The organism is Sphingomonas melonis DAPP-PG 224, assembly GCF_000379045.1.
In the GTDB taxonomy this organism is placed as follows: Bacteria; Pseudomonadota; Alphaproteobacteria; order Sphingomonadales; family Sphingomonadaceae; genus Sphingomonas; species Sphingomonas aquatilis.
This window is the reverse complement of record NZ_KB900605.1, coordinates 2,607,298-2,626,022: the sequence shown is the minus strand read 5'-3', so window position 1 is coordinate 2,626,022 and position 18,725 is coordinate 2,607,298. Positions and strand designations below refer to the sequence as shown.

Here is an 18,725-nt window from a genome sequence, read left to right as displayed (position 1 = left end):
TGTCCTTTCGCCTCAAATGTTGATCGTCTTGGGCTTCTCGCGCCGGATCCACAGCGCAACGAGCATGCGCGTGAAGGTGACGGCGGTGAAGACCGAGGTGACGATACCGATGAGCAGAACGACCGCGAAGCCGCGGACCGGACCAGACCCCAGTACGAACATGATCGCGCCCGAGATGAAGTGGGTCATGTTCGCTTCGAAGATGGTGCGGCTGGCTTCCTTATAGCCCAGCTCCACCGCCTGCACGACGCTGCGCCCGCGACGGCGTTCCTCGCGGATACGCTCGTTGATCAGCACGTTCGCGTCGACCGCGGTGCCGATGGTGAGCACGAAGCCCGCGATGCCCGGCAGCGTCAGCGTGCCGCTGATCAGCGCGAGGACGCCGAGGATGACGAACACGTTGATGACGACGGCGAGGTTCGCATAGGCGCCGAAGCGGCCGTAGGTCAGGAACATGAACGCCATGACCAGCGCGACCGCGACCGAGCAGGCGAGGATGCCGGCGCGGATCGAATCGGCGCCCAGTTCCGGCCCGACGGTCGATTCCTCGATCACCTTCAGGTTGATCGACAGCTTGCCCGAACGCAGCGCGATGGCGAGCTGGTTGGCGCTTTCGACGGTGAAGCCGCCGTTGATGACCGCCGATCCGCCCAGGATCGGTTCGTTGATATTGGCGACCGAGACGACCTGATTGTCGACCACCACCGCGAACGGCTTGCCGACGTTCGCCTGCGTCACGCGGGCAAAACGGTTGCCGCCGACGCCGTTGAAGGTGATCTGGACGTTAGGGGCGTTGGTCTGCTGGTCGAAGCCTTGGCGCGCGTCGGCGACCATGTCGCCGGTGATGACCGCGGTGCGCTTCACGACGCTGACCGGCACGCCGTCGCGGCTGCCGGGATAGGGCAGGATCTGGCTGCCGATCGGGGCGATGCCCTTGGCGACATCGGCCGGGTTGGCGGTCGTGTCGACCAACTTGAATTCGAGGCGCGCGGTCTTGCCGAGCAGGTCTTTCAGCTGCTGTGGGTTCTGGAGGCCCGGCACCTGCACCAGAATGCGGTTGTCGCCCTGGCGCACGATCGTCGGCTCACGCGTGCCGAGCGCGTCGATACGACGACGCACGACGTCGGTCGCATCCTCCATCGCGGTCTTGATCGCCTGGTTGAGGCCCGCCTGCGTCGGGGTCAGCACGAAGCGGCTGCCGTCGACGACCTGGATGTCCCATTCGCGCTGGCCGGTCATGCCGGCGCCGCCGCCGGTGATGCCGAGCAGGCGCTCGCGCGCCGCATCGACCTGCGCCGGGTTGCGCAGCATGAACGTGATCTGGTTGTTTCGCGTCGAAATGTCGCCGATGTCGATCCGGGGCGTGCCGTTGCGCATCGTCCCCTGGATCTGGTCGCGCATCGCCTCGATCCGCGTGTTGGCGAGATCCTGCGTATCGGCTTCCAGCATCAGATAGCTGCCGCCGGCGAGGTCCAGCCCCTTGTTGACGCGCGGGTGGAACGGCCAGTTCGCGGTCATCGATTCGGGCAGGAACGTCGGGATGGCCAGCGCGCACAGCAACGCGAGCACCGTCCAGATCGTCGCTACCTTCCAGCGCGGAAAGTCCAGCATCAGTCGTTCGCCGGCTTCGAATTGGGGCTCGTCACTTCGGCCAGCGTCGCCTTCACCACGCGGATGCGCGTGTTCGCGGCGATCTCGACCTCGACGAAGGCGTCCTCCACCTTGGTGACGCGGCCGACGATGCCGCCGGCGGTGACAACCTGATCGTTCTTCTTCACGCCCGCGATCGCGGCCTGCAGCGCCTTCATGCGGCTCTGCTGCGGGCGAATCATCAGGAAGTAGAAGACGACGAAGATGAGGAGCAGCGGTGCGAAGCTGATCAGCGAGGCAAGGCCGCCGGATTCAGCGGCGCCACCCGCGGTCTGGGCATAGGCTGGGGAGATGAACATCTGATCCGTGCATGGCTGATCGGCGGAGGAAATCCCCCGCACTGGAAGCGCCGCGCGCTAGCATCGCACGGCGACTTGCGCAATGTTGCGCCGCTGCAACGGCACACGTGACCGCATTGTATCGGCCAAGCGACGATCAGCGCTTGCATCGCCGGTTCGCCCCGCCTAAAGGCCCGCGCTCTGGGATCGGCAGCGAATGCCGCACGGTCCCTCGGTCGGGGCGTAGCGCAGCCTGGTAGCGCATCACACTGGGGGTGTGGGGGTCGCAGGTTCGAATCCTGTCGCCCCGACCATTTTATCTCGGAAATCGAACACGCTGAACGCGGCGCCCTGGGGCGTCTCGCGTCACGAATCGTGCCGTAGAGGCACCACTGCGAATGGTCAGCGTGGACGCGGCTGGCCGGCGGCTGACGGCCGCGACGCAGCATCGATGGCCGACAGGATGGCGGTGTGGATCGCGATCCGGGCCTCGGCGATCTGCTTGTTGGTCCGGGTGGGATTTACGCGATTGGTCAGCAGGATGACGAACGCGTCGCGCGACCGGTCGATATAGATCGATGTGCCCGTGAAACCGGTGTGGATCAATGCGTCGGGCGAGGCCAGGGGGCCGGCGAAGCTGCCGGCCGGATCGGGCATGTCCCATCCCAGCGCCCGGAAGCTCCCCGGCGGAAAAGCCGTCCGGGTGGTAAAGGCAGCAAGGCTGCCGGGCGTCAGGAATGGGCGACCATTGTGACGGCCATGGTCGAGATAGACCTGCGCGAGGCGCGCAAGGTCTCGCGCGGTGGAAAACAGCCCCGCGTGACCGGCGACCCCGCCGAGGACGAAGGCATTTTCGTCATGCACTTCGCCCCGCACCAGCCGATGACGAAATAGGTCGTCCTGCTCGGTGGGCGGTATCCGGTTGATCCGGCTGGCGGGGGGATTGAAGCCGGTGTCTGTCATGCCCAGCGGCGCGAACACCGCATCGTGCAGGAAGCGGTCGAGCGGCTGACCGGAAAGACGCTCGATGATCTCGCCCATCAGGATCATATTTTCGTCGCGATACTGGTAGTGCGTGCCCGGCGCCCAGGCCATCGGCATCCGGTCGATCAGCGCGAGCAGCTCCTGCCGGTTGCGGCTGTGCTGCCATAACAGATCGGACGTAAAGAGGCCCGAACTGTGGCTGAGCAGGTGGCGTACGGTGATTTTCTCGTGACCCGGCGTGCCGGCGAAGGACGGCAGATAGGCGACGACGGGGCGGTCGAGGTCGAGCAGGCCGCGGTCGTAGAGGATTTCCGCGGCGGTCGTGGTGCCGACCACTTTGGTGAGCGATGCGAGGTCGAAGATCGCATCGCGCGGCATGGGCGGCGCGTCCGGAGCGGAGGAGATTCGCCCGAAGGCCTTCAACGCGACCAGCCGTCCATGCACGCCGACCGCCACCACCGCGCCGGGGAACGCCTTGCCGACCCAGGATTGCACCTCCGCGAAGGCGGCGTCGAAATTGGGCGTGCGCTCTGCGGCGATGGCGGAGGTGGGGACGGGGGCTATCGTGACGGTGCTCAACGCGGACACGAGCGCCGCTACCCTGATGAGGCCTCTCATGGTCGAAGCTCCGTGATCGGGCGTATGGTCGCATCGACGGCGTGCCGGCTAAAGGCGAGGCGGCGCGGTTCGCCCGCGACCCAGGCGGCATAGCTGTCAGAATAATGCGGCGAGCGAGGGTCGATCGACTGGCCCGGCAGCGCGCAGACGAGCGATTCGTCCCAGTCGCCGACGTCACAGACGATCATGAAATTGGCCCCGTGGCTTACGGTGTAATCGCGCGCCGCGACATAGCCGCGCGCCATCACCGTGAAGGCATCGCCGCCCGATCGGCCGCCCTCGATCGCGGGGCTGACGGCGGCGACCTCGGGCAGCGCGGACAGCGGATGGCGCAGCACGACGCGGTGCGCGTCTCCCCAGTTCCAGCCATCGGGATCGGGCCCGAACGCGGCGATGGCCGCCTCCCATCCCGCGGCGAGCGCCGTCGCCAGGAGTCTATCCCGCGCGGTTGCAGCTTCGGGACCGAAGCGGGCATCGGGGTAGGACAGCATCGCCAGCATCGGCCGAGGATCGACGGATGTGACGAGGTCGCGCGCTGCATCCGGCACGATCGCGGAGAGAAAGGCCTTGCCGAGCGCGATCCAGACCATCTCGAACAGGGCAGCCGCCGCGCTGTCGGCCCCCAGACGGCAGTCCCAGTCGCGGAGTAGTGCGGCGGCGCTGGCTGCCGTCCCGTCCAGGTGGCCGGGCAACAATGCCACGAGCGCACGTGCCGGAAGCGACAGATCGTCGTGCTGCAGCGCGACGCTGTCGGCGAGACTATGCCTGTCCTGTTCTTCGAGCGCTTCGACGATCCGATCGTAGCGATAGGGCGCGTTCCAGATGAAGCTGCTGACCCGTTTGTCGGGGCTCCAATCGGCGGGTAGATTGAGCTGGTTGGCCGATGCGAACCAGCCGTCGGGCGGGTTCAGTATCGCCGGCATGTCCTCCTTCGCGACGATGCCCTGCCAGTCGTACCGTCCGTCGCCCGGAACCGGCATCAGCCCGTCGTGATGAGCGCTACGGATCGGCACATGGCCCAGCATCCGCCAGGCGGTGTTCCCGTCGCGATCGGCGTAGTGTAAATTCGTCGGCGCGACATGCAGGCGGACGGCCTGCGCCAGCGCGTCCCAGTCCCGCGCGAGGTTCAGCGCGATGATCGCAAAGGTCATGTTCGCGCCCGGTTGCAACGACACCGACGCCATCGCCGTTGCGCGTCGGCGCGACGGGTCGTGCGACAGAACCGGGCCGTGCACGCACTGGCGGATCGTGACGGTCACGTCCGCCGCGTCTTTCACCCGGATCGTCTCGGTCCGCGTCTCGAACCGCTTCCAGACGTCGTCGTGGCGATAGGTCTCCGGGTCGTCCGGGTGCAGGTCCAGGACGAACAGGTCTTCCTGATCGATGTGCGAGTTGGTGCGCCCGAACGCATAATGATCGGTGTGACCCTGCATGATGCCGGGCATACCCGGGCTGCCGGCGCCGATCACGTCGAACCCCGGCGCGGTCAGGTGCGCGATGTGGCGCGGCGAAAAGCCGCCGATGCCGAGATGGGGATCGTTGGCCAGGATCGGGCGACCGGTTGCGGAGCGGTCCGCGGCGATCGTCCACGCATTGCTGCCATGCGCGTCGCGGTCGAGCCTATCGTGGACGGGATCGTAGCGTGCCTGCACCGCCGCGTCCCATGGCAACGGCCCATCGGTCAGCGCGAGAACGCCGAGGTCGGCGTCGGACACCGCCGCCACGTCGAGCCCGTCGGGCACCACGGGCTGCCAATCCCAGGCGAGGGGCGTCATCAGCCGGTCGAGATCGAGCAGCCCGCGCGCCGCAAGCCGGGCGCGGCGCACCTCGTCGTCGGGCCGGCCCATGTCGCCGCTGCGGATGCGTACCAGATCGGCGATATCCCAGCGGAGCGGGGTCAGCCCCAGCGCAGCATATTCGGGCGGGAGCAGTGCGGGGTCCGCCTCCAGTTCCGCAATCCGGGCATTGATCCCGTCCACGTAAGCGCACGCGCACGCCACAACATCCGGCGGCAAGGCGTCGAGCTCTGCCGCGACATCGCCCCGGAACAGCAGCAGGCGGGCGGTGTGATCATAGGCCACGAACCGCGGCCCGAAGCTTTCCGCCAGCCGCCCAAGGTCGCGGCGCAGTTGCAGATCGATCTGGAACAGTCGATCGCGGGCGACGACATAGCCCTGCCCGAAATAGGCGTCGGGGATCGACCCCGCCCGGATATGGGGCACGCCCCATATGTCGTCGGCGATCGTCACCGGACCACGTGTTGCCGAACTGCTCATTCCGGCGACGCTGATCGCGACCCCGCGGCCGCATCGCCGGGCGGGGCGATGGCGGCGCGGGGTGTCGGGCGAGCTGCGCGACGATGGATCATCGTCGCCGCCCGGCTCAGCGCGTCTGGAAGCGGATGCCGACCCGGAAGGCGCGGCCAAGCAGATCCGAATAGGTGCTGTTCGCCGCCAGCCCGGTTTCAGGCAACAGGATAGGATCGCGGTCGAACAAATTGGTAACGTTGAGGAACAGCTCCGCGCGGCCGCCGCTGTGCGTTTCGATCTTGGTCGTCAGATTGAGGTCGAAATAGATGACGCCGGAGATCGAATTGTTGTCGATCGTCGGGAATTGCGAGACGGTGGCGGCGGGGCGGCCCGTCGGGCAATTGCCGTCGCAGACGATATACGCATTGCCATAGGTGCCGCTGCTGACCCCACGCGCGGTGCCGGTCACCGAGAAGCTGTCCGTCTCATAGCTGGCATTGAAGCGATAGATCCACTTGGGCGGGCTGATGCCGCTCAGCTGGCCGACGGTGTCGACCGGTATCACGTTCGGCACGCCGCTGTCGGTGATGTTGTGGATGTAGCGCGTCGCGAGGCCATGCAGCGTGACCGTGCCCGGCGCGCGCTGGATGATGTTGGCGAGCGGCAGGCGGTAGCTTGCGTCGAAGTCGATGCCGCGGACCCATTGGCGGGCGAAGTTGAACGGGCTGGCGCGGAAGAACAGCTCGCGATCGCCCGTGGGATCGGGGCCATAGGCGGCGCAGAATTCGGTCCGCCCCTCAAAGCAGCGGTTGATGATGTCCTGCGCGAAGAACTGGCCGATCGCGTCCTTCAGCTTGATGTCGAACCCGTCGACCGACGTCGAGAAGCCCGGCAGGAAGGTGGGCTGGAACACCACGCCGACGGAGACGGAGTCCGCCTTTTCGGGGCGCAGGTTCGGGTTTCCGGTGGTCGTCTCGCGGAAGGTGACCGTCGTGCGCCCCGTCGCCGGATCGGTCAACGTGTTGGTGCGTGACGTGCCCGACGCGTACAATTCACTGAGGTTGGGCGCGCGGATGTCGCGCGAGCGGGTGGCGCGGAAGCGGATGTCGGGGATCGGCTGCCACGTCGCGCCGAGCTTCCATGTCGTCACATAGCCCGACGTCGAATAGTCGGTCCCGCGCACGGCGCCGTTGAACTCCAGGCCCAGGCCCAGCGGCACGACCGTTTCGAGATAGGCTTCCTTGACGTTATAGCTGCCGAAGGTGGGCAGGAAATTGCCCACCGACCAGCCGGTCTGGAACTGCGTCGGCACCGAACCAGACACCGATTCGCGCCGATACTCGCCGCCCACCGCGACGCTGACGTCGCCCGCCCAGGTCGCGAATGGCGTGAGCGACAGGTTGACGCCCGCCACCGTCTGCTTGAGCTTCTGGTCGCGATAGGGGTCGCCCAGCACATAAGCGAAGGCGGCCGGGTTGGCGACGCCGATGCCCAGTCGGTTCAGCGGCACGCAGCCGTTGGTCGGCGCGGTCAGCGACGACCGGCACACGACGGTGCCAGCCGCCACGCCCAGCGCGTTGCCGGCCGGCGCCGCGACCGCATCGGTGGCATTGGCCATGTTCGCCGTGTTCATGATGTCGCGCAGCTGCTCGTGCGCGTTCGTCTCGCCATATTGGCCGTAGATGTTCCAGAACGCCTTGTGTCCGAAGGCCTGGAACTCACCCTCCGCACCGATCGCATAGCGCTGCACGTCGCGGCTGCTGTTGTTCTTGCGATAGGGCAGGTCCACTGCGGTGCTACCGACCGTCACCGACGTGACGGCCGCACGCTCCGCTGCGGTGATGAGGCCCGCGGACACCGCATTGGCGAGTGCGCTCTGCAAATAGGGATTGGCTGAGGACAGCGTGATCGACGTCGTCGACTGCGGGCCCGCGTTGAACAGCGTCTTCTGCCAATTGTACGAGGCTTCGGCGAAGAGCGTCACGCCGGTGGCGACTTCGTAGCTCAGCCGCCCGAAGGCGCCGCGGCGATCGTCGTCGGCGTCGAGGCCGATGTTGCGGCCCTGATCGTTGACCTGCCAGTCGCCGCCCTGCGTCAGCGAGGGCGCGGTCGCGCCACCGACCGCGGGGAAGGTGAGCGCGCCATATTGGAACTGGCTCGCCGCTGCGCCCTGGCCGAAATAGATGCCGCGCAGCCGATTGGCGACGCCGCCGCTGGAATTGAGGATGATGCCGCCGGGCGTGGTATTGGCGACACCCACCGGCTGGCGGATCAGGAATTGCGCCTGCCCGTTGGTGTTGGTGTAATTGGGGTTGGTGATCCGCACGACGCCGCGCGCGTTCCACTCACGATCCACGCGGAAAATGCCGTCGCGATGCGCCCATTCGCCGCTCAGCAACAAATGCCCGCGATCGTCGCTGCCGAAGGCAAGACCCGCCGCGGCGCTAAGCGAGTAATTGGCGCCGTCGCCGCGTTCGGTGACGCCGCTATCCGCCTGGATCTTGATGCCCTTGTACGTCTTGTCGAGCACGAAGTTGACCACGCCCGCAACCGCGTCGGAGCCATAGGCCGCCGACGCACCGCCGGTGACGATCTCGACGCTCTTCACCAAAGCCTGCGGGAAGGTGTTGACGTCTACCAGCCCGGTGACGCTCGATCCCACCGTGCGGCGCCCGTCGAGCAGCACCAGCGTACGGATTTCACCCAGCCCGCGCAGGTTGAGCGCGTTGATGCCGGCGAGACCGGAGCTGATCGCGAGGCGTGAGTTCGAGGGGCGGGTGGACCCGACCAGCGCCGGCAGTTGGTTGACGAAGTCGGCGATGTTGTTCGTCGGCGAGGTGTTGAGGATATCCTCCTGCGTCGCCACGGTCAGCGGCGTCGGCGACTTGAAGCCATCGCGCACGATGCGCGTGCCGGTGACCATGATGTCGTCCGGCGCGATGTCGCCGGGGTTGGTCTCCGGCGGGGGCGGACTGGCGTCGGCCGGCGCAGCCGGCGTCGTCTGCGCGAAGGCGGGAGCGGCGAGCGCCATCGACAAGGCCGTCAATGCGGTCCCGGTCGCCATCAACCCGCGCCATGATCCGTCCGTCATCTGCAATCCCCCTTATTCACGATCGTTTGGAACGTGATCACCCTGCGGCCGGTCATGGTCTTGTCGCTGATCCGGGCAGCGGCGATGGTGCAGGCGGGATGCAACCTAGGTCAAGGGTCGACCGACACCGATCGTTGGGTGGGCCATAGCCTGCGATTATGGTGGCATTGCGCGGTCCCGACGCCGGCCTATGCTCCGTCGCGAACCGCCCCGCCGACCGTTGCGCCGCCGATCTTGCGCGGCCGTATCGTGGGTCGGCCGAACAAGGGGAAACCATGGTCTCTCGCCGCACCTTCCTGCTCGGCGCCACGGCATTCGGCGCGCTCGCACCCTGGCGGGCGACGGCACGGCTGTCCGCCGCCCCCGCCTATGCGACGGTGCCGGGGCTGTCGCAGCCGATCACCATCGTCGACGATCTGTGGGGCGTTCCCCATATCCGCGCCGCGACCAAGGCCGATGCCTTTTTCGGGCAAGGCTATGTGGTCGCGCGCGACCGCCTGTTCCAGATCGACTTCGCACATCGCCGCGAGATGGGGCAGATGGCCGAGGTGTTCGGCGGGGACTTCGCCGCGCATGACGCGGCGGCGCGGCTGTTCCATTATCGCGGCGATTTCGACGCCGAGCTGGCGCGCATTCCGCGCGAGGTGCTCGACTGCGTGCGCGGCTATATCGCCGGCATCAACGCGCGGATCGCGGAGGTGGAGCGCGATCGGTCGTTGCTGCCGCTCGAATACCGTATCCTGGGCGTCATGCCGCTGCGCTGGGACGTGCGCGACCTCGTGCAGGCGCGGGGCGGCGGCATCGGCAATGTCGACGACGAGATCCGCCGCGCGCAGCTGGCGGCGTTGGGGTTGCTCGAACTCGACCAGCTGGTGGCGCCGCTACGCCCGTCGATCCCGCTCGAGGTGCCCGACGGACTCGACCCCGCGCAGGTCAGCGAGGCCGACCTGGGCGTGCTGCGGCTCGGCCCGCTGCCGTTCGGACGCGAGACGCATACGCAGGACCCGGACGAGCTGCTGAACGCCGCCAATGCCGGCTCGAATGCCTGGACGGTCGCGGGCAGCCGGACCGCGACCGGGCGCCCGATCCTGGCCAACGATCCGCACCTCGGCATCGGCGGGTTCGGCCCGCGCCATGTCGCGCATCTGACCGCGCCGGGGCTGGACGTGATCGGCGGCGGCGCGCCGGGCCTCGCGGGGATCATGCAAGGCCATACCGATCGCTTCGCCTTCGGCCGCACCAACTTCCACATCGACCAGGAGGATCTGTTCGTCCTGGAACTCGATCCGGCCGACCCCGAACGCTACCGCCACAACGGCGGGTGGAAGCGCTTCACGGCGGTCGACATCGCGATCCCCGTCAAGGACGCGGCGCCCCGCACCGTACGGCTGCGTTATGCCGTGCAGGGGCCCGTCATCGCCCACGATCCGGCCCGCTCGCGCGCCACCGCGCTCGCCTCGGTCGAGATGCAGCCCGGCGGATCGGGCGCGTTCGCCATGGTGGCGATCAACCTCGCGCAGGACTGGGACGGCTTGCGCGAGGCGTTCAAGCTGCACCCGTCACCAACCAATTTCCATTATGCCGACGTGCGCGGCCATCATGGCTGGCAGGCGATTGGTTTCTGGCCACAGCGCAAGCGCGGGCATGGCCTGCTGCCGGTGCCCGGCGACGGCCGTTACGACTGGACCGGAATGCGCGATTTCCGTGCCTTGCCCGGCGTCGTCGATCCACCGGCCGGCTGGTTCGCCTCCGCCAACCAGAACAATCTGCCGGCCGGCTGGCCCGCAGACCACAGCCCGGCTTTTTCGTTCCGCAGCCCTGCACGCTACGACCGGATCGCCGAGGTGCTATCGACGCAGACGCGTCACAGCGTCGCCGACAGTGTCGCGCTCCAACATGACACGCTATCGCTGCCCGCCCGGCGCTTTCAGGCGCTGCTGCCAAGCGCGCCATCCGCCGGGGCGGCTGCCGCCACGGCCATGCTGGCGCGCTGGGACGGCCGGATCGACGGCGCAAGCGGTGCGGCGGCGCTGTACGAGATCGTGCTCCGCGATCTCAACGCGAAGATGATCGCCGCACTGGTGCCTGAGCGCGCCCGCACCCTCATCCCCGCGATCGAGCCGCCCGAGCTGATCCGGGTCGCCGCCACGCGGCCCGACCTGATCGACGCTGCGCTTGCCGATAGCTGGGCCAAAGCGACGACGCTGCTCGGCAACAACCCCGCCGCGTGGCGGTGGGATACGCTTCACCGCGTCCGGATCGCGCACCCACTCGCCCGTATCCCCGCCATCGCCGCGGCCTTTCCGCCGATCGAGGTCGGTGGGTCCGGTGGTGACGGCTTCACCGTCATGGCGCGGTGGCTGGGCAACGGGCCGGACTGGCGGGTCGGCGGCGGCGCGAGCTACCTGCAGGTGATCGATGTCGGCGATTGGGATCGATCGGTCGTGCTCAATCTGCCAGGCCAGTCCAATGATCCGCGGTCCGTCCATCGCGACGATCAGGCGGCCCCGTGGATCGCGGGGCGGATGTTGCCCATGCCCTTCAGCCGGGCGGCGGTCGATGCGGTTGCGGCCGCCACCACCCACCTTCGACCCGAAAGGAGTCCGCGATGAAACGCCTCGCCCTGACCGCTCTCATCTGGTGCGTCGCCACCTCGGCGAGCAACCCGCGCGTCGATGTCGTGATCCACGGCGGCACGATCTATACGGGCGCGGAAGGCGCGCCCTTCGTCGGCGATGTCGAGCTGACCGGCGACCGCATCGTCTATGTCGGGCGACCGCGCGGCACCGCCGCAGGCGAGGTGATCGATGCGCGGGGGATGATCGTCGCGCCGGGGCTGATCGATGCGCACACCCATCCCGACAGCTACATCCGCTCGCCCGATCCCAAGGCGCGCCTCAACCTGCCGTGGCTGACGCAGGGTGTCTCGACGGTCGTGATCGGCGTCGACGGCTATGGCACGTTCGAGGTCGCCAAGGATGCGCACACGCTGGAGGCGAGCGGGATCGGCACCAATATCGTCCCCTTCGTCGGCTTCGGCGCGATCCGCACGCATGTGCTAGGGCAGGACGCCCGCGCACCCACGTCGGCCGAACTGGCGGAGGAACGGCGCCTTGCCGGCAAGGGGATGTGCGAAGGGGCCTATGGTCTGTCAACCGGCCTGTTCTATCCGCCGCAAAGCTTCGCGAAGACCGACGAGGTGGCGGCCGTCGCCAGCGAATCGGGCAAGCGCGGCGGGATGTACGACACGCACCAGCGCGACGAATCCAACTACTCGATCGGCCTGCTCGCCTCGACGCGTGAGGCGATCGCGATCGGGAAGAGCGCCGGCACGCCAGTCCATTTCGCGCATCTGAAGGCGCTGGGCGTGCCCGTGCAGGGGCAGGCCCCCGCGCTGATCGCCACGATCGAGGCGGCGCGGCGCGCGGGGCAGGCCGTGACGGCCGACCAATATCCGTGGCTCGCCTCGGGATCGAGTGTCGATGCCGCGCTGGTGCCGGGCTGGGCGATGGACGGCGGCTATAAGCGGCTGCTTGCGCGCTTCGACGATCCGGCGACGATGGCGCGGCTGAAATCGGCGATGGCGGACAATCTGAGTCGGCGGGGTGGGCCGGGGGCGCTGCTGCTCACCGCACAGGGCCAGCCGTGGACCGGTAAGACGCTCGCCGAGATGGCGACGACGTGGCACCTCTCCCCGATCGACGCGGCGATCCGCATCCTGCGCACGCCCAATGCGGCAGGCGACGGCCCGGCGGGGTCGGACGTCGCCAGTTTCAATATGGTCGACCGCGACGTCGACCTGATCATGAAGCAGCCCTGGGTCGTGACGTCGTCGGACGGATCGGACGGGCACCCGCGGCAATATGCGACCTTCCCGCGGCTGTATCGAACCTATGTCGTCGACCGGAAGGTCATCACGCTGCGGCAGTTCATCCGCCGCTCCACCGGCGCGACCGCGGACATGTACCGGATCCCGCAGCGCGGGTATCTTCGGCCGGGCTATTTTGCGGATCTCGTGGTGCTGGACCCCAAAGGCTATGCGCCCCGCGCAGACTATCTGCATCCCCGCGAAACGAGCGTCGGCGTCGTCGCATTATTCGTCAACGGCCGACGCGCGCTGACCGATGGCGCGGCGACCGGCGCCGCGGCCGGACGGGCGCTGCTCCGCCCGCGCCCCGCGGGCTGCGACCAATAGCCGAACGTTATAGGCAGCGCCGCGAGCGCGATTGGCACCATCGGCGATCCCCCCTCTATCATGCTGGCATCATGACCATTCCCGCTCCCTATCTGCTCTATCTCGGCCATTCCGATGACGAGATCGGCCTCAAGACCTCCCGCGGGCTCGCCGCCTTTCGCGGGGCGGATTGCGTCGGCGAATGGCGGCACAGCGATTGCCCCTTCACGCTCGGTCTGCCGCAGATGAATGCGGACACCGCCCGTGCCGCAGGCGCCCGTACGTTGGTGCTCGGCATCGCCAATCCCGGCGGACGCTTTCCCGGCTGGATGATCGGCGACGCGCTGGCCGCGATCCGTGCCGGGCTGAACGTCGCCTGCGGCCTGCACGAGCGGCTGCGCGACGTGCCGGAACTGGTCGAGGCAGCGAAAGCGGCGGGAGTCCAATTGTTCGACGTGCGCGACGCGCCCGCGGGCCTTCCCGTCGGCAACGGTCGCCGGCGTGCGGGCAACCGCCTGCTGACCGTCGGCACGGATTGTTCGGTCGGCAAGATGTACGCGACGCTCGGCCTGCGCGACGCGCTGCGGGCGCGCGGGGTCACCGCCGATTTCCGCGCGACCGGCCAGACCGGCATCCTGATCGCGGGCGAGGGCGTGCCGCTCGACGCCGTCGTCGCCGATTTCATCGCGGGCGCCATCGAAACGCTCGCTCCGGCACGCGAAGACGATGGCTGGGACCTGATCGAAGGGCAGGGATCGCTGTTCCACCCGGCCTTCGCCGGCGTGTCGACCGGGCTGCTGCACGGCGCGCAGCCGGCCGCGCTGGTGCTATGCCATGATCCGTTGCGTCCGCATATGCGCGGCCTGCCGCATTGCCCGATGCCGGGTCTTGCCGAATGCCTGGAGGCGAACCTGCGCGTCGCCCGGCTGACCAGCCCGAACGTGCGCGGCGTCGGCGTGGCGCTCAACACGGCGAAGCTCGACGAGCTGACCGCCCGCCGGATGTGCCGCGAGGCCGAAGATGCGCTGGGCCTGCCCTGCACCGACCCCTATCGCTTCGGGTCGGAGGCGATCATCGACCTGCTGCTGGAGACATCATGCGCCGCACCCTCATCGTTCGCCATGACCGCTTCCCACTAAGGGCGCCGTTCCGCATCGCCCGCGGCGTGAAGACGGCGGCCGATGTGGTGACGGTCACGATCGCGCAGGGTGACGCACGCGGATGGGGAGAGGGCGTGCCCTATCCCCGCTATGGCGAAACGATCGATGGCGCGATCGCCGCGATCCACGGTGTCCGCGCGCTGATCGAAGGCGGCGGATCACGGCAGGATCTCGCCCAGGCGATGCCGCCGGGCGCCGCACGCAATGCGGTCGACTGCGCTCTATGGGACCTGGAGGCGCGGATCGGCCGTACCGACGTCGCCGCGCTGGCGAGCGTCCCGCCCGTCTCGGCGCTGCCATCCGCGATCACGATCGGCATCGACACGCCCGAGGCCATGGCCGCCGTCGCGACGACGGTGGCGCACGTGCCGCTGCTGAAGATCAAGGTGAACCGCGACGAGGCCGCAGCCCAGATCGCGGCGGTCCGTGCCGCTGCGCCTGCCCCCCGGCTGATCGTCGACCCCAATGAAAGCTGGCGGGTGGAGGACATCGCCGCCTATCTGCCCCTGCTGCGCGCGCAGCGGGTCGATCTGCTCGAACAGCCTGTTCCGGCGGATGACGACGAGGGGCTGGCGGCCCTGGCCGGCGCGATCCCGATCTGTGCGGACGAAGCCTTGCACACCCGCGACCATCTCGATCGGCTGGCCGGCCGCTATAGCCATGTGAACGTCAAGCTCGACAAGACGGGCGGCTTGACTGAAGCGCTTGCGCTCGCTGGTGAGGCGCGGGAGCGGGGGTTTGGGGTGATGGTGGGCTGTATGGTGTGTTCGTCGCTGGGTATCGCGCCGGCGATGCTGGTTGCGAATGGCGCGGACTTCGTCGATCTCGATGGCCCGCTGTGGCTGGCGCAGGATCGCGACGGCGGCGCGCGCGATCACGACGGCATCCTGTCCGCACCGGCGCCTGGCTTTTGGGGCACGCTCGCTTGCGCCTGATCCGGGGCTGGTTCGCCATTCCGCTGTGGCAGCGGGTGGTCGGCGGGTTGATCCTGGGCGTCGCACTCGGGCTGCTGTGGCCTGAGGGGGCGGGCGCGATCCGGCTAATCGGCGATCTGTTCGTGCGCCTGATCAAGATGCTGGTGGTGCCGGTGGTGCTGGTCACAATCGCGGCGGGGATCGCCACGCTGGGTGATCCGCGGCGGCTGGGGTCGATCGGCCTGCGCACCGTGGGCCTGTTCGCGGCCACCACGCTGGTTTCGGTATCGATCGGCATGGCGGCAGGGCTGATCCTGCGCCCCGGCGCGGCCATGTCGCTGGGCGGCGTCGTGCCGCATGTGCTGGGTGCCGCAGTGACGCCGGCCGATCAGCTGCTGTCGATCGTGCCGCTCAATATCGTCGAGGCGCTGGTCCGCGGCGACATGCTGGCGATCATATTCGTCGCGGTGCTGCTGGGCACGGGGACCATCCTGGCGGGCGAGGCGGGCAAGCCGGTCGTGGCCCTGCTACAAGGCTTGTCGGCGGTGCTGTTACAGATCGTCCGGTTGGTGATGGAGGTGACCCCGTTCGGCGTCTTGGCGCTCATCGCACAGGCGGTCGCGGTCAATGGCGCAGGGGTGTTCGTCCATGTCGGCTGGCTGGCGCTGGCCGTGGTGCTCGCGTCGCTCGTCCAGATGCTGGTGGTGCATGCCGGGCTGATCCGCTTCGTCGCGCGCCTGCCGGTGACGCGGTTCTTCAAGGGGATCGTCGACGCGCTGGTCGTAGCCTTTTCGACCGCATCGTCATCGGCGACGCTGCCCGTCGCGCTGCGGGTGGCGCAGGACAATCTGGGCGTCTCGCGGGCGGTCGCTTCCACGGTCCTGCCGCTCGGCGCGTCGATCGGCAAGGACGGGACGGCCATGTATGTCGGGCTGCTTGGCCAGTTCGCGTTGCAGGCGCTGGGCATCGTTCCCGACGCGACAATGCTCGTCACGATGCTGCTGACCGGCGCGCTGGCCGCGTTCGGGACTGCACCCGTGCCGTCCGCCTCGCTGTTCATGCTGGCGGCGATGCTGTCGGCGGTGGGGGTCAGTACGGAGCAGACCGCGCTGGTGATCGGGCTGGTGCTGCCGTTCGACCGCCTGCTCGACATGACGCGCACCGTCCCCTCCGCCTCCGCCAATCTGACGGTGGCGACCCTGGTCGCGCGCGGCGAGGGGGCGTTGGACGCCGCGCGGTTCCGCGGGCCGGTGGCCGAATAGCCTCGGCTTCGCTAGGCTGCTGCCCATGAACCTGCGCCACATCGAGATTTTCCACGCCGTCTACGTCAACGGCTCCGTCTCGGCCGCGGCGCGCGCGCTCAACGTGTCGCAGCCGTCGGTCTCGAAGACGTTGCGGCACGCCGAAAGCCTGTTGGGGTTCGAGCTGTTTCAGCGCTCCAACGGCCGGCTGCTGCCGACCGAAGACGCGCACGCCCTGTTCGCCGATGTCGCCGACATTCAGGAACGCGTCCGCGCGCTGCGCGAGGCGGGCCGCAATCTGCGCGTCGGCGCGGGTACGACGCTTCGCATTTCCGCGCTGCCCAGCCTGGCGCTCAGCGTCCTGCCCGATGCGGTCGCGCGGTTTCTGACGCGCCACCCCGACGTCAGTTTCGATTTGCAGACCGTCCACCACGACGACCTGCTGCGCAAATTGTACGAGCGCGAAAGCGACATCGCGATCGCGAGCGAGCCGCCGCGCGGAGTCGCCTTGTCGCGCAGCTGGCTGGGCGAGGGGGAACTCGTGGTTCTGTATCGCGAACAGACCATGCCCGATGCGCCGCCCCGGATCGAGCTGTCGCAACTGGTCGATCAACCGATCATTTCGATGAAGGGCAGCGGCCCGATCGGCAAGCTGTTCGGCGACGAGATCGACCGGCTGGGTCTTGCATTGAACGAAGTTGCCGTTGCGCGCACTTTCTATATCGCCGCCGCTCTGGTGCAGGCGGGGGTGGGCGTCGCGATCGTCGATAATTTCACCGCGGCGGCGTCGATCAGCCAGGGCCTGTCGATGCGTCCGCTGCGCCCGTCGGTGACGTTCGATGTCCATGCGATCCACCTGCTCGACCGCCCGCCATCGGCGCTGGCCGCCGAGTTCCTGACCCTGTTGAGCGAGGAAATCGAACGTCGATGATCGGTACGGCCCTGCTGCTACCTCTGATGCTGGCGGGACAGGCGGCCCCGGCAGCCGCGCCGCCGGCGCCAAGCCCGCCCCCGCCCGGGGTGGCGGAGGCACTGGCGAAGGCGCCCCCCGGCACGCGCATCGGTTTGCTCGTGGTCGATGCCGACGGGCGGGAGATCGTCGCGATCCGGCCCGACGAGCGGTTCATCCCCGCCTCGAACACCAAGCTGTTCACCACCGCCGCCGCCTTTGCGACGCTCGACGTGGCGGCGCCGGATACGCGCGGTGGCGCAACGGTGCGGCTGGAGGGCACGGAACGCCCGACCGTGATCCTGGCGGGGCATGGCGATGCGCGGCTGTCCTCCGCGCCCGATTGCCGGGTCGATTGCCTGTCGACGCTGGCGACCGCGGTCGCGCAGCGCACCCGGATCGTTGGCGATGTCGTCGGCGACGATACCGCCTTCCCGGACGAGCGCTGGCCGCAGGGCATGAGCTGGAACAACATGGACAGCGTCTACGGCACCGGCGTGTCGGCATTGACACTCGACGACAATGCCGTGCCGCTGACGGTCGTGACGACGACGCCAGGATCGCCGCTGACGGTGACGGGCGACGGCTATTTCCAGATCGACAACAGCGCGACGACCGGTCCGGCTGGCAGCGCGCGCAGGCTGACGGTCGAGCGTATACCGGGCAGCGATCGCCTGCACGTGTCGGGCAGCGTTCCCACCGGCCATGCACCGATCGTCATCCCTCTCGGGATCGACGATCCCGCGCATCACGCCGCGTGGCGCTTCGCGCAACTGTTGCGCGCGGCAGGCGTGACGGTGACGGGGCGGATTATCGTGCGGCACCGCCCACCCGCTCCCGCGGCAATGCCGCAAGAGGTTGGCGCGCCCCCTTTGCCGGTGCTGGCTGGGCTGACCCCGCCGCCGTTGGCCGAGGATATCCAGCGCACCAACAAGATGAGCCAGAACCTCCACGGCGAACTGCTGCTGCGCCGGCTGACTCGCAGCGGGACGGTCGCGGATGGTCATGCCGTGGTCACCGCGACGCTGGCCCGCGCGGGCGTGGCGACGCCGGCGTTCGACTTCGCGGACGGGGCGGGCATGTCGAACTATAACCGCGTCACCCCACGCGCGACGGTGGCCTTGCTCCGCTGGGCGATGACCCAGCCGTGGGGCGCGGCGTGGCGGGCGACGCTGCCGATCGCGGCGACCGATGGTACGCTGATGCGGCGGTTCGTCGGCACGCCTCTCGCGGGACGGCTGTCTGCCAAGACCGGGACGCTCAACGCCGCCAATGCCTTGTCCGGCTATCTCACGGCAGCGAGCGGGCAGACGCTGATCTTCTCGGCCTATGCCAACGACATGGCGGGGGACGCGAGCGCGACCGCGGCGATCGATGCAGCCTTGGTAGCGGTTGCCGCTGCGAACTGAGCGACGGA

At 68.4% G+C, this 18,725-nt stretch carries 12 protein-coding genes and 1 tRNA gene; 8 read left to right on the top strand and 5 right to left on the bottom strand.

All coding sequences use genetic code 11. From position 1 onward, the window contains the following. Nucleotides 1-12: 12 nt before the first annotated feature. Both secD and yajC read right to left on the bottom strand, forming a co-directional pair. Nucleotides 13-1,611 carry a protein translocase subunit SecD gene (gene secD, locus SPHME3_RS0112665; protein ID WP_017978787.1) on the bottom strand — a complete coding sequence of 533 codons (1,599 nt, stop codon included), beginning with the start codon at nucleotides 1,609-1,611 and terminating at the stop codon, nucleotides 13-15. Next, nucleotides 1,611-1,949 (bottom strand): preprotein translocase subunit YajC, encoded by a 339-nt coding sequence (gene yajC / locus SPHME3_RS0112660; protein WP_017978788.1) that lies wholly within the window; start codon nucleotides 1,947-1,949, stop codon nucleotides 1,611-1,613. Before yajC ends, secD begins: the two co-directional genes overlap by 1 nt. 216 nt (nucleotides 1,950-2,165) lie before the next feature. Here yajC and SPHME3_RS0112655 point away from each other — a divergent pair. Beyond that, a tRNA-Pro gene (locus SPHME3_RS0112655) sits at nucleotides 2,166-2,242 on the top strand. Between the two features lie 88 nt (nucleotides 2,243-2,330). On the opposite strand, the gene SPHME3_RS0112650 is transcribed toward SPHME3_RS0112655, so the two are convergent. The 3 genes from SPHME3_RS0112650 to SPHME3_RS0112640 all read right to left on the bottom strand — a co-directional run bounded on the left by SPHME3_RS0112650 (nucleotide 2,331) and on the right by SPHME3_RS0112640 (nucleotide 8,870). Then, the gene (locus tag SPHME3_RS0112650; RefSeq protein ID WP_051066228.1) at nucleotides 2,331-3,530 is read right to left on the bottom strand and encodes a serine hydrolase domain-containing protein; all 1,200 of its coding nucleotides are present in this window, start codon (nucleotides 3,528-3,530) and stop codon (nucleotides 2,331-2,333) included. Further along, nucleotides 3,527-5,806, bottom strand: a complete 2,280-nt coding sequence (locus SPHME3_RS0112645) for a penicillin acylase family protein (RefSeq protein WP_020493487.1) — start codon at nucleotides 5,804-5,806, stop codon at nucleotides 3,527-3,529. Before SPHME3_RS0112645 ends, SPHME3_RS0112650 begins: the two co-directional genes overlap by 4 nt. A 106-nt stretch (nucleotides 5,807-5,912) precedes the next feature. Beyond that, complete coding sequence (locus tag SPHME3_RS0112640) at nucleotides 5,913-8,870, bottom strand: TonB-dependent receptor plug domain-containing protein (RefSeq protein ID WP_018250756.1); 2,958 nt, start codon at nucleotides 8,868-8,870, stop codon at nucleotides 5,913-5,915. 275 nt (nucleotides 8,871-9,145) lie between these two features. Here SPHME3_RS0112640 and SPHME3_RS0112635 point away from each other — a divergent pair, with 275 nt between their 5' ends. The 7 genes from SPHME3_RS0112635 (at nucleotide 9,146) to dacB (ending at nucleotide 18,717) form a co-directional block, all read left to right on the top strand. Beyond that, nucleotides 9,146-11,482 carry a penicillin acylase family protein gene (locus tag SPHME3_RS0112635; protein WP_020486495.1) on the top strand — a complete coding sequence of 779 codons (2,337 nt, stop codon included), beginning with the start codon at nucleotides 9,146-9,148 and terminating at the stop codon, nucleotides 11,480-11,482. After that, nucleotides 11,479-13,065, top strand: coding sequence for an N-acyl-D-amino-acid deacylase family protein (locus SPHME3_RS0112630; protein ID WP_017978793.1), 1,587 nt, complete (start codon nucleotides 11,479-11,481; stop codon nucleotides 13,063-13,065). The genes SPHME3_RS0112635 and SPHME3_RS0112630 overlap by 4 nt, the downstream gene beginning before the upstream one ends. A 71-nt stretch (nucleotides 13,066-13,136) precedes the next feature. Beyond that, nucleotides 13,137-14,183 carry an N-acetyltransferase DgcN gene (gene dgcN / locus SPHME3_RS0112625; protein ID WP_017978794.1) on the top strand — a complete coding sequence of 349 codons (1,047 nt, stop codon included), beginning with the start codon at nucleotides 13,137-13,139 and terminating at the stop codon, nucleotides 14,181-14,183. Beyond that, nucleotides 14,141-15,139 carry an N-acetyl-D-Glu racemase DgcA gene (gene dgcA, locus SPHME3_RS0112620; protein ID WP_018250755.1) on the top strand — a complete coding sequence of 333 codons (999 nt, stop codon included), beginning with the start codon at nucleotides 14,141-14,143 and terminating at the stop codon, nucleotides 15,137-15,139. Before dgcN ends, dgcA begins: the two co-directional genes overlap by 43 nt. Continuing rightward, nucleotides 15,130-16,380 carry a dicarboxylate/amino acid:cation symporter gene (locus tag SPHME3_RS0112615; RefSeq protein ID WP_017978796.1) on the top strand — a complete coding sequence of 417 codons (1,251 nt, stop codon included), beginning with the start codon at nucleotides 15,130-15,132 and terminating at the stop codon, nucleotides 16,378-16,380. The genes dgcA and SPHME3_RS0112615 overlap by 10 nt, the downstream gene beginning before the upstream one ends. A gap of 25 nt (nucleotides 16,381-16,405) precedes the next feature. After that, a complete protein-coding gene (locus SPHME3_RS0112610) occupies nucleotides 16,406-17,290 on the top strand; it encodes a LysR family transcriptional regulator (RefSeq protein WP_017978797.1) in 885 nt (294 codons plus the stop codon). Next, entirely contained in the window at nucleotides 17,287-18,717 is a 1,431-nt protein-coding gene (gene dacB / locus SPHME3_RS0112605; protein WP_017978798.1) for a D-alanyl-D-alanine carboxypeptidase/D-alanyl-D-alanine endopeptidase, read from the top strand. Before SPHME3_RS0112610 ends, dacB begins: the two co-directional genes overlap by 4 nt. Nucleotides 18,718-18,725 lie beyond the last annotated feature (8 nt).

Bases quoted from the DNA above. Each gene is read 5' to 3' on its own strand.
- secD (WP_017978787.1), bottom strand. From the start codon at position 1,611: ATGCTGGACTTTCCGCGCTGGAAGGTAGCGACGATCTGGACGGTGCTC.
- yajC (WP_017978788.1), bottom strand. From the start codon at position 1,949: ATGTTCATCTCCCCAGCCTATGCCCAGACCGCGGGTGGCGCCGCTGAA.
- SPHME3_RS0112650 (WP_051066228.1), bottom strand. From the start codon at position 3,530: ATGAGAGGCCTCATCAGGGTAGCGGCGCTCGTGTCCGCGTTGAGCACC.
- SPHME3_RS0112645 (WP_020493487.1), bottom strand. From the start codon at position 5,806: ATGAGCAGTTCGGCAACACGTGGTCCGGTGACGATCGCCGACGACATA.
- SPHME3_RS0112640 (WP_018250756.1), bottom strand. From the start codon at position 8,870: ATGACGGACGGATCATGGCGCGGGTTGATGGCGACCGGGACCGCATTG.
- SPHME3_RS0112635 (WP_020486495.1), top strand. From the start codon at position 9,146: ATGGTCTCTCGCCGCACCTTCCTGCTCGGCGCCACGGCATTCGGCGCG.
- SPHME3_RS0112630 (WP_017978793.1), top strand. From the start codon at position 11,479: ATGAAACGCCTCGCCCTGACCGCTCTCATCTGGTGCGTCGCCACCTCG.
- dgcN (WP_017978794.1), top strand. From the start codon at position 13,137: ATGACCATTCCCGCTCCCTATCTGCTCTATCTCGGCCATTCCGATGAC.
- dgcA (WP_018250755.1), top strand. From the start codon at position 14,141: ATGCGCCGCACCCTCATCGTTCGCCATGACCGCTTCCCACTAAGGGCG.
- SPHME3_RS0112610 (WP_017978797.1), top strand. From the start codon at position 16,406: ATGAACCTGCGCCACATCGAGATTTTCCACGCCGTCTACGTCAACGGC.
- dacB (WP_017978798.1), top strand. From the start codon at position 17,287: ATGATCGGTACGGCCCTGCTGCTACCTCTGATGCTGGCGGGACAGGCG.